The sequence below is a fragment of the Henriciella algicola genome, from assembly GCF_003576245.1.
GTDB lineage: Bacteria > Pseudomonadota > Alphaproteobacteria > Caulobacterales > Hyphomonadaceae > Henriciella > Henriciella algicola.
This window is the reverse complement of sequence record NZ_QWGA01000008.1, coordinates 436430-450879: the sequence shown is the minus strand read 5'-3', so window position 1 is coordinate 450879 and position 14450 is coordinate 436430. Positions and strand designations below refer to the sequence as shown.

15 protein-coding genes are annotated in these 14450 nt (G+C 59.3%); 7 read left to right on the top strand and 8 right to left on the bottom strand.

Translation table 11 applies throughout. The features are described from left to right. Nucleotides 1-395: 395 nt before the first annotated feature. On the bottom strand, nucleotides 396-824 hold the full coding sequence (locus D1222_RS15140) for a CBS domain-containing protein (protein ID WP_119455203.1): 429 nt from the start codon (nucleotides 822-824) through the stop codon (nucleotides 396-398). Nucleotides 825-1093: 269 nt separating this feature from the next. Here D1222_RS15140 and hfaA point away from each other — a divergent pair, with 269 nt between their 5' ends. The 5 genes from hfaA (at nucleotide 1094) to D1222_RS15115 (ending at nucleotide 5009) form a co-directional block, all read left to right on the top strand. Continuing rightward, a complete protein-coding gene (hfaA, locus tag D1222_RS15135; protein ID WP_119455085.1) occupies nucleotides 1094-1510 on the top strand; it encodes a holdfast anchoring protein HfaA in 417 nt (138 codons plus the stop codon). After that, nucleotides 1507-2505, top strand: a complete 999-nt coding sequence (hfaB, locus tag D1222_RS15130; RefSeq protein ID WP_182482009.1) for a holdfast anchoring protein HfaB — start codon at nucleotides 1507-1509, stop codon at nucleotides 2503-2505. Before hfaA ends, hfaB begins: the two co-directional genes overlap by 4 nt. A gap of 41 nt (nucleotides 2506-2546) precedes the next feature. Further along, nucleotides 2547-3845 carry a holdfast anchor protein HfaD gene (gene hfaD / locus D1222_RS15125; RefSeq protein ID WP_119455084.1) on the top strand — a complete coding sequence of 433 codons (1299 nt, stop codon included), beginning with the start codon at nucleotides 2547-2549 and terminating at the stop codon, nucleotides 3843-3845. A 102-nt stretch (nucleotides 3846-3947) separates the two neighbouring features. Beyond that, a complete protein-coding gene (locus D1222_RS15120; protein WP_119455083.1) occupies nucleotides 3948-4331 on the top strand; it encodes a DUF4345 family protein in 384 nt (127 codons plus the stop codon). 27 nt (nucleotides 4332-4358) lie between these two features. Then, the gene (locus D1222_RS15115) at nucleotides 4359-5009 is read left to right on the top strand and encodes a hypothetical protein (protein ID WP_119455082.1); all 651 of its coding nucleotides are present in this window, start codon (nucleotides 4359-4361) and stop codon (nucleotides 5007-5009) included. A gap of 212 nt (nucleotides 5010-5221) precedes the next feature. On the opposite strand, the gene D1222_RS15110 is transcribed toward D1222_RS15115, so the two are convergent. Both D1222_RS15110 and D1222_RS15105 read right to left on the bottom strand, forming a co-directional pair. Next, nucleotides 5222-7771 carry a TonB-dependent receptor gene (locus D1222_RS15110; RefSeq protein ID WP_182482008.1) on the bottom strand — a complete coding sequence of 850 codons (2550 nt, stop codon included), beginning with the start codon at nucleotides 7769-7771 and terminating at the stop codon, nucleotides 5222-5224. 279 nt (nucleotides 7772-8050) lie between these two features. After that, complete coding sequence (locus tag D1222_RS15105; RefSeq protein ID WP_119455080.1) at nucleotides 8051-9019, bottom strand: hypothetical protein; 969 nt, start codon at nucleotides 9017-9019, stop codon at nucleotides 8051-8053. 205 nt (nucleotides 9020-9224) lie between these two features. On the opposite strand from D1222_RS15105, the gene D1222_RS15100 reads away from it, so the two are divergent. Then, a complete protein-coding gene (locus D1222_RS15100) occupies nucleotides 9225-9773 on the top strand; it encodes a PAS domain-containing protein (protein ID WP_119455079.1) in 549 nt (182 codons plus the stop codon). A gap of 4 nt (nucleotides 9774-9777) precedes the next feature. Here the strand turns inward: D1222_RS15100 and D1222_RS15095 are convergent, their stop codons facing one another. Beyond that, on the bottom strand, nucleotides 9778-10311 hold the full coding sequence (locus D1222_RS15095; RefSeq protein ID WP_119455078.1) for a gamma carbonic anhydrase family protein: 534 nt from the start codon (nucleotides 10309-10311) through the stop codon (nucleotides 9778-9780). A gap of 241 nt (nucleotides 10312-10552) precedes the next feature. On the opposite strand from D1222_RS15095, the gene D1222_RS15090 reads away from it, so the two are divergent. Then, nucleotides 10553-11353, top strand: a complete 801-nt coding sequence (locus D1222_RS15090) for a PhoH family protein (RefSeq protein WP_119455077.1) — start codon at nucleotides 10553-10555, stop codon at nucleotides 11351-11353. Nucleotides 11354-11417: 64 nt separating this feature from the next. Here D1222_RS15090 and D1222_RS15085 read toward each other — a convergent pair whose 3' ends face one another. The 4 genes from D1222_RS15085 to D1222_RS15070 form a co-directional block, all read right to left on the bottom strand. Then, nucleotides 11418-12986, bottom strand: a complete 1569-nt coding sequence (locus D1222_RS15085) for an ABC transporter permease/substrate-binding protein (RefSeq protein WP_119455076.1) — start codon at nucleotides 12984-12986, stop codon at nucleotides 11418-11420. Beyond that, the gene (locus tag D1222_RS15080) at nucleotides 12983-13705 is read right to left on the bottom strand and encodes an ATP-binding cassette domain-containing protein (RefSeq protein WP_233348819.1); all 723 of its coding nucleotides are present in this window, start codon (nucleotides 13703-13705) and stop codon (nucleotides 12983-12985) included. The genes D1222_RS15085 and D1222_RS15080 overlap by 4 nt, the downstream gene beginning before the upstream one ends. 53 nt (nucleotides 13706-13758) lie before the next feature. After that, on the bottom strand, nucleotides 13759-13980 hold the full coding sequence (locus D1222_RS15075) for a DUF3126 family protein (RefSeq protein ID WP_119455074.1): 222 nt from the start codon (nucleotides 13978-13980) through the stop codon (nucleotides 13759-13761). 73 nt (nucleotides 13981-14053) lie between these two features. Continuing rightward, nucleotides 14054-14443, bottom strand: a complete 390-nt coding sequence (locus tag D1222_RS15070; protein WP_147371897.1) for a hypothetical protein — start codon at nucleotides 14441-14443, stop codon at nucleotides 14054-14056. Nucleotides 14444-14450 lie beyond the last annotated feature (7 nt).

Below are 14450 nucleotides of genomic sequence, written 5' to 3'. Positions count from 1 at the left end.
CGTCTCCAAGAGAAGGGCGGCTCTTAAAGACCGGCCCGACCCCCGTCAACAACCCTTTTGCACTCTTCTGCAGCGACTGGCTGAAAGCCGGAAACTGCAGCGTTTGAAGCACAACCCGGATCCCGCGAAGTTCATCAGAACCTCGTTTTCACCGGAAGGTCTTTCCAGAAGAAGGGCGGCTTCTATTTGCCGGTCCGTCCTCCGTCAACAACCCTTCTGCACTTCTTTGACAGACTTGGCAGTTCGCACCGCCACCCTGCCTTTTTGGCGCAAAACGCTGCCTTGCTGAGCCGACTATTCACCGGCCCGACATAGACAGAGGCGTTTCAGATGGAACCGACCATATAGAATCTGTTCGTCATTCTTGGCAAGCCCTAATATCACCTGACTGGTGATTATTGCCCTTTGATATAGTCAGCCATGGCGTCAGCTTCGGCGCGCGTTTCCTCGATCTTCCATTTCACAAGGTCACCGATCGACACGATGCCGGCGAGACGCCCGTCCCGCATGACGGGCAGATGGCGCACGCGCCGGTCAGTCATACGGGCAAGGCACTGATCGAGGCTTTCGGTCGGATTGGCTGTGATTACGCCGCGGGTCATCGACTCTTCGACGGTCATCTGCAGGGCATCCGCGCCGTGCCGTGCGACCTGGCGAAGAATGTCCCGCTCAGAGAGAACACCCGCGAGGCCCGTGTCATTGACCGCAACGACCGCCCCGATTTTCGCATCGTCCAGAAATCTCGCCGCATCGCCCAGCGAACTTTGCGCATCGATTGTAAGGACTTCGCCGCCCTTCGTTTTCAAGATCTGCTCAATCAGCATGTACATCCTCCCTGCTCTCTCTGGCCAGTTTTCTGGCTCCGGTTTGGTCCCTCTATAACACACACACACGTGCGCGCGAAGGAATCACTCTTTTTGCTGAAGCCTCAAACTGGCGCAATTCGGCACAATTTCCCCAGTCAGTTGCGCCCTATTGGCGCTAAAGGCCGGTGACGTGTTCCCCAAGGAGGCGAAATTAGCACGCGCCGCTCCCGCAAACTGGCACACCCATTGCAACCGATCCTGGCATCAACCCCAAAAGGGATCGGCAGATGAACCACACGACGCACATTCTTACCGGCCTGGCAGGCCTTGCAATCGCAGCTGGTGCGGGTTTCGCACAGCCAGCGGCCGCGCAAGCTGCCTCGAGCGCTTCACAATTCGAGCGCCCTTACGGCTTCGCTCCTGGACAGGAAAGCCAGCCGTTTACCGCAACTTCACGTGATGCGAGCAATAATCGCGTCGTTATCAATGGCTTGATCAACGGCGGCACCGGACTCGGCACCGGCCTCTACACAAGCTGGGGTCAGACAGAAGGTGCACCGGGCATGCTCGGATCAGGAACAGCAATCGGCAATCAGCTCAATGTGATCACGAACGGCAACTACAACACCGTGATCATCGATTCCACGCAGATCAATAATGGCGACCAGACGGTCGTTCTCAATGGGGAGCTCGACCTGCAATGATCAATCTCGGCAAGACGAAAGTGACCGCGACCAAGCGGCTTTCCGGAGCAGTCCTGGCAGGCGCCATGCTCGCAACCGGCTGTGTCTCTCCTGTGGCAGGCCCTGGCGGCAACTATGCTGACCCGATTGGCAACGCTCCGGTGACCGCGAACCCGACGCCTTATTCCGACGGTCTCGTCTGCATGGGCCACTATGCCCGTCAGAGCGGATACGCCGCCCCGCGAATCGCGGTTGGCCGCATCCTCGACTATACCGGCAAGGCAGACTTTGAAGGTGGCCGCCGCGTCACCCAGGGCGCTTCGCTCATGGCAATCTCCGCTTTTGCGAAAGCCGGTGCCCGCCTGGTCGAACGATTCGATACCTCTGTTTCAGAGCTCGAGCTTAAATACGCCAATAACCGCCTGATCGGCGACGACGTGGCCCAAGACTTCCGCCGCATCAATGCCGGCTCCATCCCGGGTTCGGATTACTATCTGATCGGCGGCATCACCGAGCTGAACTACAATATCCGTTCGGTCGGCGGAGAGGCTTTTGTCGGCGACACCGACGCGATGGACACCAAAGGCTCCATCGGCGCCAAGCTCTACGTCATCAATGTGGGCCTCGACCTGCGTCTCGTTGAAACCGAGAGCCTCGAAGTCGTCGATGTCATTTCCTACCAGAAACAGATCATTGGCCGCGAAGTTTCGCTCGGCGTGTTCGACTTCGCCAACGGCAATGTGTTCGACATCGGTATCGGTGGCCGCGCGCAGGAGCCGATCCAGCTTGCGATTCGCTCGGTTCTCGAGCGTGCCGTTCTGGAAATGATGGCGAATCTCTACGCTGCACCGACTTCTGACGTCTGTGCCCTGACGGCTGGCGGCATCTCGACCAACAGCGTCACCGGCGACTTCCGACCGGCAGGTGCTCCGCTTGAAGAGTATAACGGCCCGTCACGTCAGTCCGTCTCGGCCTGGCACAACCGCCGTGACCCTGTCCTGCGCGGCCGCAACTAGTCGCGCAAACGGACACCGATACCTGTTTCATGGAGGCTAGAATGCCCAAGACAGCAATCAGACTTTCGGCACTTCTCGCAATTGCGGCCTCGACGACGGCCATGGCTGCGGCTCAGGATTGGGAATACATCCCTTATATGGGCGACGAGGCCGCCGAATCGAAAGCCGAATCTTCTTCCAGCGTCGCCTCGGGCACGATTGATCAGGTCCAGTTCGGCAATGTGTGGGCAGATATGGACGTCCAGCTCGATGACCATACCCCGAACGGCGTCTCTACATCGACCACTGTAGGCAATCTTGCGACTGCGACCCGCCATACGGGTGACATTGATGCCGAGGTTCGCCAGGGCTTCGATGCGGCTGCAGTCGCGACGAATCGCCTGCGCGGATACTCAGCTGGCACAGCGGTTTCGACCACGACGGCTTATGCGAACGCCTCATCAGGCGGCACGAATTACGGCTCCAACAGCTATTATGCCCAACAAGGCGCCGCTGGCTCCGTCGATGCGTATAGCCGAATCGAACTTTATCAGGCTGATCAGGTGGCAAGCGCCACAACCGCTGTCGCCAATGTCTCTACCAGCGACAACAATCACGGCTTCAGCGTCTCCGATCAGACGCAGTACAGCGCTGCAAATGTCACTGCGGAAACTGATGCCGACATGTGCTGCGATGGCACATCGGCCTCGTTTGCCACGACGGCTGGCGCAAATGCGACCTCTTCGACCGGCTATACGAGCACGAATTATAACCGCGCTCTGCAGAGAACCGAGGACGGTACCCGCGTTTCGGCATCGACCGACGTCTATATGGGCAATGGTACGAACGTCATTGCGGCAACCAACAGCTTCGGCAACTCCGCAACGGTGCATAATGAGTGGGGCTATGCCACGCTCGGCATCGACGGCGCACCGACTCAGCAGGAAAACAACGCTGATATCGACGCACAGACCTATGTGACCCTCGATCACTGGAACGGCTACGCGAATGCTAGCTCCTATGGCGTCGGTAACTCCGCGCTGATCTCGAATGTCGGATCCGACACCGTTCTTTACGCAGATCAGTACAATAGCGGCACGGTTTACAGCTATGCCGACCTCAATGGCGCATCCTGGACCGGCGGCACGGGCATCGTGACCTCAACCGCTATCGGTAACGCTGCAACGGCCACCGTCTGTAATTACTGTAGTGATGGCGCCGTTGGCGGCCGGATCAACCAGAACAATGCGGCCAACATCATCGCGCAGGGCCAGGCCAGCATCAGCTATGGCGGAAGCGTCTACGGCTCTGCCAGCGCTGTCGGCAATGCCGCAACCATTCAGTCGCTGGGCGAGCAATAGCGCGCAAAACGACTGAGGATCTGCCGATCCAAGGCCCCTGCCCTCGCAAGATGGCAGGGGTTTTTGATTCGCCGCCGTAAAATCCGGCCTATATCGCCCTGCATGCTTACACGTATTTTCCTCGGCGCGATCGCCATACTCTTCGTCGGCTTCGGCCTCTGGTCCATTATCGACCCTATCGGAATGACAGCCCGGCTCGACGTGACCGTCACCGGGTCCAATGCAGCTTTCGAAATGAGGGGCATCTTTGGCGGTGTGAGCCTCGCAGCCGCAGGCCTCACAGGTGCCGGCGCGCTGATGCCAGCTCGCTTTGAGCGTCCGGCGCTCTGGTTCCTGATCGTCTATATGGGCGGCTACACGCTCGCCCGGCTCGTTTCGCTGATCGTGGGCGATAGCGCGACTTTCAATGGCTGGGCCTTTGCCAGCTTCGAAGTAATTAGTTTCGTTCTTGCGGCGCTCGCACTTAAAGTCCGCAAGACCCCTTAGAGTTTTGAGACAAGGCTTGCGACGACGATGATTTTGGCAGAACTCGTCTTTCAACTTCAAGCTGTCGCGCCTCAACCCCCTCTGCCCGCATCGATGATTAGCGATACCGAATGTCTGCAGTATGCAGCCTTCGAGCAGGTGATCGACACCCATTCCGGGGTCTTCCTCGGCGAAATGCATGGACAGTCACAGTCCGCACACATCGTTAGTTGCCTCGCAAAAATGGCGCGCGAGACCGGGCTTCAGCCGGTCATTTCGCTGGAGCTTTCAGAGGTAAGCGAGCGCCGGATCGCAACGCTTGAAGAATATGGCGGCAAAGGCGTGTCGGTTGCTGTGCCCGAACTTGCCTGCGCAGTCGCAACCCTCCCAGAACGTGGGGAGGCAACGCTGAGTTTTCATAATCCGAAAAGCGGCCGCATGCGGTCGGACGGGGGTTTTGATTCCACATACGACGAACGACAGCGCGCAGACCGCATAAAGTCCGAAATAGCGGAAGGAGTATTTGTAATCGCGCTGTCAGGTTGGCGTCACGTGCAGAACTTTCATAATCGCACTGTAGACCGGCTCGATGCGAAGGCAGGTTACTTCCTCCCAGAGAGCATCACCCTTGTGAAACTCACCCACGAACCCGGAAGCCGCGCGCAACTGCCAGTTTGGCGGTCAGTGCGGTGTACATGACTATGACGCCAGCGCCCGAACCGATCCGATCACACTTGCACCGTATGAGACCGATCTGTTTGATTTCGAATTCAACGTCGGGAGGCTGACGCCCTCTTCCGGTCCTGACGGCTACGCCGCCTGTCCCAATTACAAACGGGCATTTGAATAAAAAAAAGCCCCGCCAGACACGCTGGCGGAGCTTTCTCATTTCAGATCGGGACGCTTGAGCCCTAGAAGTTCACCTTCAGCTCTGCGCCGTACATCGTCGGAATGCCCGGATAAACGGCGATCGTGCCGGTCTGCTCAGGCACCGCAAAGGATGCGAGGTTGTAGTACTCGTCGGTGATGTTCTCACCGAAGATCGAGAACTCCCACTTACCGTCAGCGGTTTGCAGGCCGATACGGCCGCCAACCAGCGTGTAGGCGTCATTGTCCGCGATGCCAGCCGTTGCTGCCGAGGTGATGTGCTCGGAGTTATAGCGTGCGTTGAGGTGGAACAGCGCTGTTAGGTTTGGCGAGATATCGTAAAGATACGTGCCCGAAGCGGTCAGAACATGCTCCGGCGTGAGGGACAGCTGGGTGCCGCCCTGCGCGAGGATCTGGTTCTGGCCATTGCCAAGCGGCACGATCACATCGCCCTGACGCTCTGCCTTCGTATAGGCGTAACCGCCCTGGATGGTCAGGCCATCTGCCGGAATGATCGAAGCGTCGAGTTCAAGGCCATAGCTTTCCACGTCAGAGTTGATGACTCGGAAGTTCGTGCCGGTGAAGAAGTTCTCCTGGAAGTCCTGGACATCCTGGAAGAAGATCGCACCGTTCAGCGTTGCATTGAGCGCGTCGAACGAGGATTTCCAGCCAAGCTCATAGCTGTCGACCGTTTCAGAATCGAACTGCAGGTCGGTTGGCTGTGCACCATTGCCGCCGAACAGGACGCTGTCGAAGCCAGAGCGGTCAAGGTTGTAACCACCGGACTTGAAGCCGCGCGAATAGGACACGTAGGCCATGAAATCATCGGTGAAGTCATAGGCCAGCTTTGCCGTACCGCTGAGATTGGTCTCGTCGAAGCTGTCGCTGTCAGAGCCGTTATACTCGCTGTTGATCGCCGGGTTACAGCTCAGAAGCGCGAGATCGAGCGCATTGATGGCGCCGAGCTGCTGAAGCACAGACTGTCCGTCAGCTGAGAAGAAGAAGTCACAAGCTGGCGCAATGGACGTCAGATCGTAGGTGATCTCTTTTTCTTCATAGTTGAGACGCAGGCCTGCCGTCGCCGTCAGGCGATCGGTGACCGTGTACTCATTGTGAGTGAACAGCGCGGCCGCGTTGGTTTTCACCTCAAACACGTCGCTGTTCTGGCCACCGCCATCGACGAGGCCTGGAATGAAGTAAGAAGGCAGGCCCGCAGGTACGCCCGGCGCAATACGAAGCGCTGGGTCACCTGCAACGCCATCACCATTCGCGTCGAATGGAAGGCTCACGAAAAGCGACGGCACGGCTGGGCCGAGCGAACCGGTCAGCTGGAAGCCGGTCGGCACAAGCGGGTTAGCGGTTGCGCCAGCCGAAATGAGGTCGGTGTAGAGATTGGCCTGCGAACCGGTGCGGATCGTGTCGGTGTAGCCAAGCTCTTCATTCATGTAGAAGCCGCCGACCAGCCAGTCGAGATCGCCCCAATTGTCCTGAAGACGGACTTCCTGGGTGAAGACCTTGTCGGTGATGTCGGTGCCATCGCGGTAGGCGCGATCGATACCGGAGAAATCAACGTCCTGCGCGCGATCTGCCTGCCAGTCACGGTAGGACGTGATGGAGGTCAGGCTGATTGTGCCGAGCTGGTTCTTGTACTCGCCCGAAATGCCCCACTCCTCGACATCGTCGCGGATATCACGGTTTGGAGAGAGCGCAACTTTCAGGTCTTCCGGGCGCGCATTGGCAAAGCCCTGCAGGCCAGCAAACGCGGCGGCGGTGCTAACCGCGGCACCGGTTGGGCCTTGAAGCAGGTTCACACCGATACAGCAGTCCTCATCGGTCTGGCCGTAATCTGCGATCACGCGAAGGCTGGCATCGCCTTCTTCGAACAGCATCTGGCCGCGCATCAGGACGCGGTTGAGATTGTTGAGCTCACGGCCGGAGTTCACATCGTCGATATAACCGTCGCGCTGACGGTATTTGAGGTCGACGCGCGTTGCGATGTTGTCCGCGATCGGGCCGGTGACCATGGCTTCGGCGGCGTACATGCCGTAATTGCCACCAGACACGCCAAGCGTTGCTTCTGGGTCGAATTGCGGGCCAGCGGTGTTGATCGAGACCACACCTGCGGACGTGTTGCGACCGAAGAGCGTGCCTTGCGGGCCGCGAAGCACTTCGATGCTGCGAAGTTCTGGCAGCTCGGAAAGCGCGATACCTGTGCGGGTGCGGTACACGCCATCGATCAGAACGCCAACAGCTGGCTCAAAGCCTGGATTGTTGGAACCAGTGCCGATCCCGCGGATGGAAATCGACGTGCCGGACGCAGCCGACTCGGTTTGGGCGATCTGCACGGACGGTGCGATCTGCTCGATATCGTTGAGGCGGGCGACGCCGGTATCTTCCAGAAGCGATGCGTCGAATGCAGTCACCGAAACAGGAACGTCCTGAACGGTGGTGCCTGCGCGGCGCGTCGCCTCGACGACGACAGCGTTCAGGCGGCGCTGGCTGTTGTCTGCCTCTTCTTCGGCGTCCTGCGCCGAAGCCGTGAACATCTGCGAACTCATAAGTGCCGCAAAGCCAACACTGGCACAGAGCGACATTTTCACTACCTTCGCATTGCTCGAAGGTCTGGGAAGAAACCTCATCTAACGTCTCCGAATTGTCTGATTTATTATTTGACCGAGCCTCTAACGGACTCTCCGCCTGATTAGCAGCGCTATGCAGGGATGCAACCCGCAAACCCAGACGCGAGATATTTCGTCAGGACGAATGTTCAAAATGCAACAATAAAGAAACGCCGTGCAGCCACAGCACGGCGTTTCTCCCCCCACAAAGCGCGCAAAGAATACGCGTCCCTGTTCTATGAGATGTTGGTCGTCCTAGTAGACGCCCTGGCCAACGCCGCCGTCAAAGACCATTGCCTTGGCTTCGGCCTGGCGCACGCGCTGGACCTGACGGGTCACTTCGCGCATCACCGTGCGGGTTTGTGGCACACAGACTTCTTCTGCGACACGGGCTTCGACAACCTTGATGCCCGGGCCGTAACGGCGAAGGAGCGAACGCTCATTGCAATCGCGCTGCGGCGTCTGCGGGGCGCACATCAGGTCGCCGCCTGGACGGTGAACCAGCGCTTCGCCTTTGGCACAGGCCATGGTCTGGCCGCGGTTGAAGTCGGCGCGGCCATTCGAGATCTCGCCAAGCGTGACCTGAAGACGCGAACCAGCGACACAGCGGAAAACTTCGCCGCTATAATTGCCTGCGATATCGCGGCCGCCATCAACCTGCGAAGCCGGGTGCGGTGAGCCGGTATCGTCGATGCAGACAGCCTGAACAGCACGGAAAGCCATGCGATAGCTGACCTGGTCGACACAGTATTCTTCGGTCTCAGGGACCTGCTCGGTCACGGTGTCGGTATAGGTTTCTTCAGCGCCGCTCACATTGAGCTGGCCGATCGAGGTCACGCCAACCGGAGCCGGGCCGCCAAAACCGCCGCCGCCACCTGCGTAAGCGATAACTTCGCTGGAAGACGACGCGCCCGCGGTGACATTAAGATAGCTCTGCGCCGATACATTCAGGCTGCCGCCGTGCACGTTCACATTGGTGCCACCGATGGAGATGTTCGGGCCTGCCACGTTCACGCCCGGCACGCGCAGAGCGTGCTGCTTGCCACCGTCGCAGCAGCCGGAACGACCGCCATTATAAGTCGGAGGGGAGACCGGCTTTGCGGTACACGTATTGCAACCGCCATTTCCGCCATTTCCGCCGCCAGCCCAGGCAAGGCCTGACAGGGTAATGATGACTGCTGCACCAGCGCCGGCAAACAGGGTGTGTCGTGATGAAACGCGCATAGGGGGTCTCCGTGGCTCTTCCCCTGAGGAGAAGCACAAGCCGTGCCAGTTCTCGCCTCATCCGCGAAAACTGTTTCGAAGGCGGAAGATTCGATCGGCAGGTCACCGGACAAAACTGGCCCGCGCCTTGCGATGAGGGATGGGTGACAGCCTTCGGGTCGTCACACGCTTTAGAGAAAACGCCAGAATATAGAAGCAGGTCAAAATGCTCGACAGAACCCTACATCCGAACAGCCAGACCCTGCTGTCTGCCTGGCAGCGCATGTCTATTGCTGCATCGGACGTCCCGGCTGGGCCAACAACCAAGGACCATCCAGACCTGATCGAGCGACTTTTCGTGATACAACAGGAAGGCGACGACCAGTGGCTCTTCCGGACCGCTGGTGTCCAACTCCAGTCCTGTCTCGGCCGCGAACTGGCAGACCACGACTTCCTCGGCGTATGGACCGGGCATGACCGCGATATGCTGTCGAGCCTTCTGAAGATCATCTCTCGCGAAAAGCTGCCCGGCATCGTTCGCGCGCGAGGCGAATCTCTCACCGGTGAGCGCGTTGATATCGAAATGACACTCGCACCGCTGGCAAAACCGCCTCATATCGAGACAGGCGCGCGCATCCTTGGCCTCTATCAGGCCCTCGGCGGGGAGACCTTCCTGCGCGGTCGTCCTGTCTGGCGTCACCGCCTGACGGCAATCTACCCGCCAGACGCGCGCACCAAGGAACCACGCCTCAAACTCGTGGCCAGCAACGACTAAGCGACTAACCGTCTATGCGGGTCAGTCCTGATTTGAACCGCTTCCAGTTTTCGACATAGACCTTGGCGGACGCAGCGATCATTTGCGCAGCGCCGTCGTCCAGCTCGCGCACAACCTTGCCGGGCGCACCCATGACCAGCGAATTGTCCGGGATCTCCTTGCCTTCGGGGATGAGCGAATGTGCCCCGATGATGCAATTCTTGCCGATTTTTGCGCGGTTGAGGATCGTTGAGCCAATCCCGATCAGGGTCCCGTCGCCAATCGTGCAGCCATGAAGCATGACCATATGGCCGACAGTGACGCTCTTGCCGACGGTCAGCGGCACGCCGTGATCGGTGTGCAGGACGCTGCCATCCTGAATGTTGGAATTCTCGCCGATCTCGATCGGGTCATTGTCCCCCCGCAGGACAGCATTGAACCAGACGCTGGCATTCTCTTTCAGAATCACACGGCCAAGAACGGTCGCATTCTCGGCTACCCAGTAGTTGCCGCTGTCCGGTGTGACCGGTTTCACGCCATCGAGGTCGAAAAGTGCCATATTGGAGGGCTCCCTTGTCATAAAACTTTATTGGCCCGAACCGACTGGTTAACCGGGCCTTAATACTGGTAATCTCTAATGGTGTTGAGATTCGCGAGGCAAGTGCTGATGGTCCAGAGACCATTCCTGACACCCACCCCGCCCGGCCCCTCTCTCGGGTCCGGAGCCAGTCACTCCCCGTTCTTCGTCGCCGCCCGGCATTCCGCCCGGCGGTTTTTTTGTGCCCGAAAAGGAGATCCTCATGGGTAAGCGTGCTGTGTCCAAGCGTCAGAAAGCCAGGAACGAGATTGAAGCCATGGGCTTCCTCGAAGAGATGGGCGGCAAGTCCAGACAGGAAGCACGCCTCTACGCAATCAATGGCGGATGGCACCCCGACGATGCGGAGAAGGTTCGCAATTCCAACACGCCGCGCGATCAGCGCTATCAGAAGAATGTAAAGCCCCGTTCTGAAAACCAGGCACGCCTGATGAAGGCGCTCGAAACCAAATCGCTTGTCTGCGCACTCGGCCCGGCAGGTACTGGCAAGACCTATCTCGCGATCTGCAAGGCCGTCGAAGCGCTCCAGTCCGGCAAGGTCGCGCGCATCATTCTCTCCCGCCCCGCCGTCGAAGCCGGGGAGCAGATCGGCTTTCTGCCCGGCGCCATGGAAGACAAGCTCGCCCCATACCTGCGCCCACTCTATGATGCCCTCGCCGACAGGCTTTCGCCGCAGCAGCTGAAACACATGATGAGCGAAGGCCTGATCGAGATTGCCCCGATTGGCTTCATGCGCGGGCGCACGCTAAACAATGCCTTTGTCGTCATCGATGAAGCCCAGAACTGCACCTACACACAGCTCAAGATGCTGCTGACGCGGCTTGGCTGGCATTCGACCATGGCCGTGACGGGCGATCCGCAACAGTCGGACCTCCTGCCATCACTTTCGGGTCTCGCCCAGGCAGCCGAAAAGCTGGCTGGACTGTCAGACGCCGAAGTCATCTATCTTGAGGGCCAGGACATCGTGCGCCATCCGCTCGTCGCGGAAATGCTCGGCGTTCTTTAACGGTCAGAAGATCAGAGAATAAAGACAGGCGGTCCATGCGGGCCGCCTGTTTTCTTGTGCGCCGTTAGTCCGCAGGAAATATCTGCTCGTACAGCCAGGCGCCAGCCTCTGTCGTGCTCTGGCGTTCCAGATCGACACGCGAGTTTGCCTTGCGCATTCGCTCTGTCGATATCTCACCTTCCAGCGAGCCGAGAACATTCAGAAGCGCCGTATTCTCACGCGCATCAGGCCCGACCAGCATGAAGGCGTCATAAGGCGGAAGCACCGAAAGAGTGTCCTCCAGCAGGACAAGATTGAACGCGTCGATACGGCCATCCGTCGTGTACGCCGTGATCAGACCGACCTCCCCGCGACGCACCGCATCATACATGAACGCCGAATCCATGCTTCGCGGAGAGAGGCTCTCAAGCCCGTATGTGTCCCGCGTCCGCGTCCATTCAGGACGGCCAAAGAATTCTGGATCACTCGCTATCGATAGCGGCGTGCCCGGCAAGTCGCCGATTGTCTCAAGATCATACGCCTCGGCCGTCTCAGGACTGGTCGCAAACGCGTAGGCATTCTCAAATCCCAGCTTTCCGGCGCTGAGAACGCCGTGCTCTTCCAGCAGCCAGGCTGAAACCTGTGCATACATGTCGGCGCGCTGGGCGGGTTCTTCCCGCTCCATCAGGCTGGCCCAGACTGTCCCGGTATAGTCGACATAGATATCGACCGAGTTGGCCGCGAGCGCGTCAAAGGCCACCGTTGTCCCAAGTCCCTCCCGGATACGGACCTCAGCGCCCTGCGCCTCAAGGGTCCGGCGCAAGATATCGGCGAGGATGTACTGCTCGGTGAAGCCCTTGCTGGCGACGGTTACGGTCTGGCCCTCAAGCGGCAGGGCGTTGCCGCTGTCAGCGACCTCGGCACCAGACGAAGGGGATGTAGCTGGCCCAGCCCGCTGCGGACTGAAGACAAGCAGCGTCGGAAGGATGATGAGGACCAGGCCCACGACCCCGGCAATCGCATGTGAGCGCTTGCGCTCGCTGGCTGATTTCTCGAACTGCGCGATGATCTGATCCAGCGCGAGCGCCAGCGCCGCTGAGACGAGGCACCCGAACAGCACCGCTGTCCAGTTACGGGTCTGAAGCCCCTGAAAGATATAATTGCCGAGGCTGCGCGCCCCGACCGGGGTCGACAGAGTCGCCGTCCCGACCACCCAGGCTGACGCGGTGCGCAAACCTGCAACAATTACCGGCGCCGCCAAAGGCAGATCCACTTCGCGCAGGCGCTGGCGCGCCGTCATCCCGACCGCCAAGGCTGCCTCTCGCACGTCTTCATCCACACCGCGCAGCCCAACAATCGTGTTCCGGAGCATTGGAAGGATGGAATAAAGCGATAGCGCGACGAAAGCTGGCCAGAAGCCGATCATCCCGCCCATCAGGGGCACCATGAGCGCGAGAAGCGCGATGCCCGGTATCGTCTGGATGACGCTCGCCGTGGCGAGCGCGGGCCCTGCCACATATTTCTGACGGGCAGCCAGAATACCTGCCGGTATGGACACCAGAAGCCCCGTTGCGAGAGCGCCAAGAGCAAGCTTCAGGTGGCCCGAATAGTTGGCCGGGAAGGCGGCAAACTCTTCTGCCAGAAAGCCGCTCATGTCTCTTGCCCGGCAAAGGCCCGCCCGACCGTTTCAGCCAGCCGGCGCGGCGCAGCCAACAGGTCGCGAACCGTATCCGTCGCAGGATTTGCTATCAGTTCTGCAGGCGTGCCCTTCTGCACAATCTGCCCACCATCCATGACGGCCACGCGGTCGCTGAGGCGCAATGCTTCAGCGAAGTCGTGCGTTACCAGAACCGAAGCAAAGCCGAGCTCTTTCTTCAGGCGCACCATATCGTCGATGAGGCTGGTGCGCGTGATCGGGTCGAGGGCGGCAAAGGGCTCATCCATCAGGATGATTTCAGGCTCCCCGGCAAGGGCGCGCGCCAGACCTACCCGCTGACGCTCACCGCCCGACAGCGCCGTCGGATAGCGTTCTGCATATCGCTCGGCAGGCAGGCCCACCATTGAGAGAAGCTCGTCGAGCTTCTTCTCCTGACAAGCCTCATCCCAGCCGAGGAGGCGGGGCGTAACGAGAACATTCTCTGCCACGCTGCGATGCGGGAACAGCCCTGCACTCTGTATGACGAAGCCGATCCGGCGGCGCCATTCATGCGCAGGCATGTCATGGGCGCGTGTTCCGCCGAGCCAGACTTCGCCCGCGTCCGGCTCTACCAGCCGGTTCAGCATTTTCAGTGTCGTGGTCTTTCCGCACCCCGAATGGCCGATCAGGGCGAGTGTTTCGCCTGCGGCCAGATCGAGGCTGACGCCATCCACCACGACCGTCTCACCAAATCTCTTGCTGAGGCGGTCGGCAGATAGCAGCGGGGCGCTCAGTCGCCCAGATCCTCTGAAAGGACCGTCATCTGGAACTGGTAGGACGTCTCGCCCTCATCGACGTCCTTGTAGATCACGGCGATGAATTCCGAGCCGAGATAGACTTCGACGGAATCATCGGTCTGCGACCGGCTAACAAGGCGGATATCCGGGTTCAGCTTGCCTTTGAGATAGGCTTCGAGCAGCTGGGTTTCGTTCTTCTTCAGATCTTCGCTCATCATCGTCTCCTGTATTCGCGCAGAGAGCTATATCAATTGGCGAAGCGCCGAAACGGCTGAACGTGCCTTTTCTTCAGTTGCGCGAATAGGTCGGTGGAACGTCTTCGCTGGGGTCGAAGCTGCGGCGCTTGAACCCATCCTCATCTTCGCGCGGGTTCGCGACCCGCCAGAGAATAGCGCAGAGCCAGAAAATGAACTCGACAAAGGCACGCGCAATCAGCGTCATCAGGATGCCGAAGATCGTGGTTTCATTCACGAAATTGCGGAAAACGGCGACCGCCGTCTGGGGAATGTCAGGATTGCGCACAAAGTCGAGATTGGCGATCCAGTTGGCGACGTCATTGATCTGATTGAGCTGGCGCGGGAAGAAAACGATGCCCAGCAGCATCAATATGATGACCATGAAGAAGGTCGCGACAATCTTCGTGGAGGCGATCGAAAACCCGCCAAGCAATCTAAGCATGAGAAAC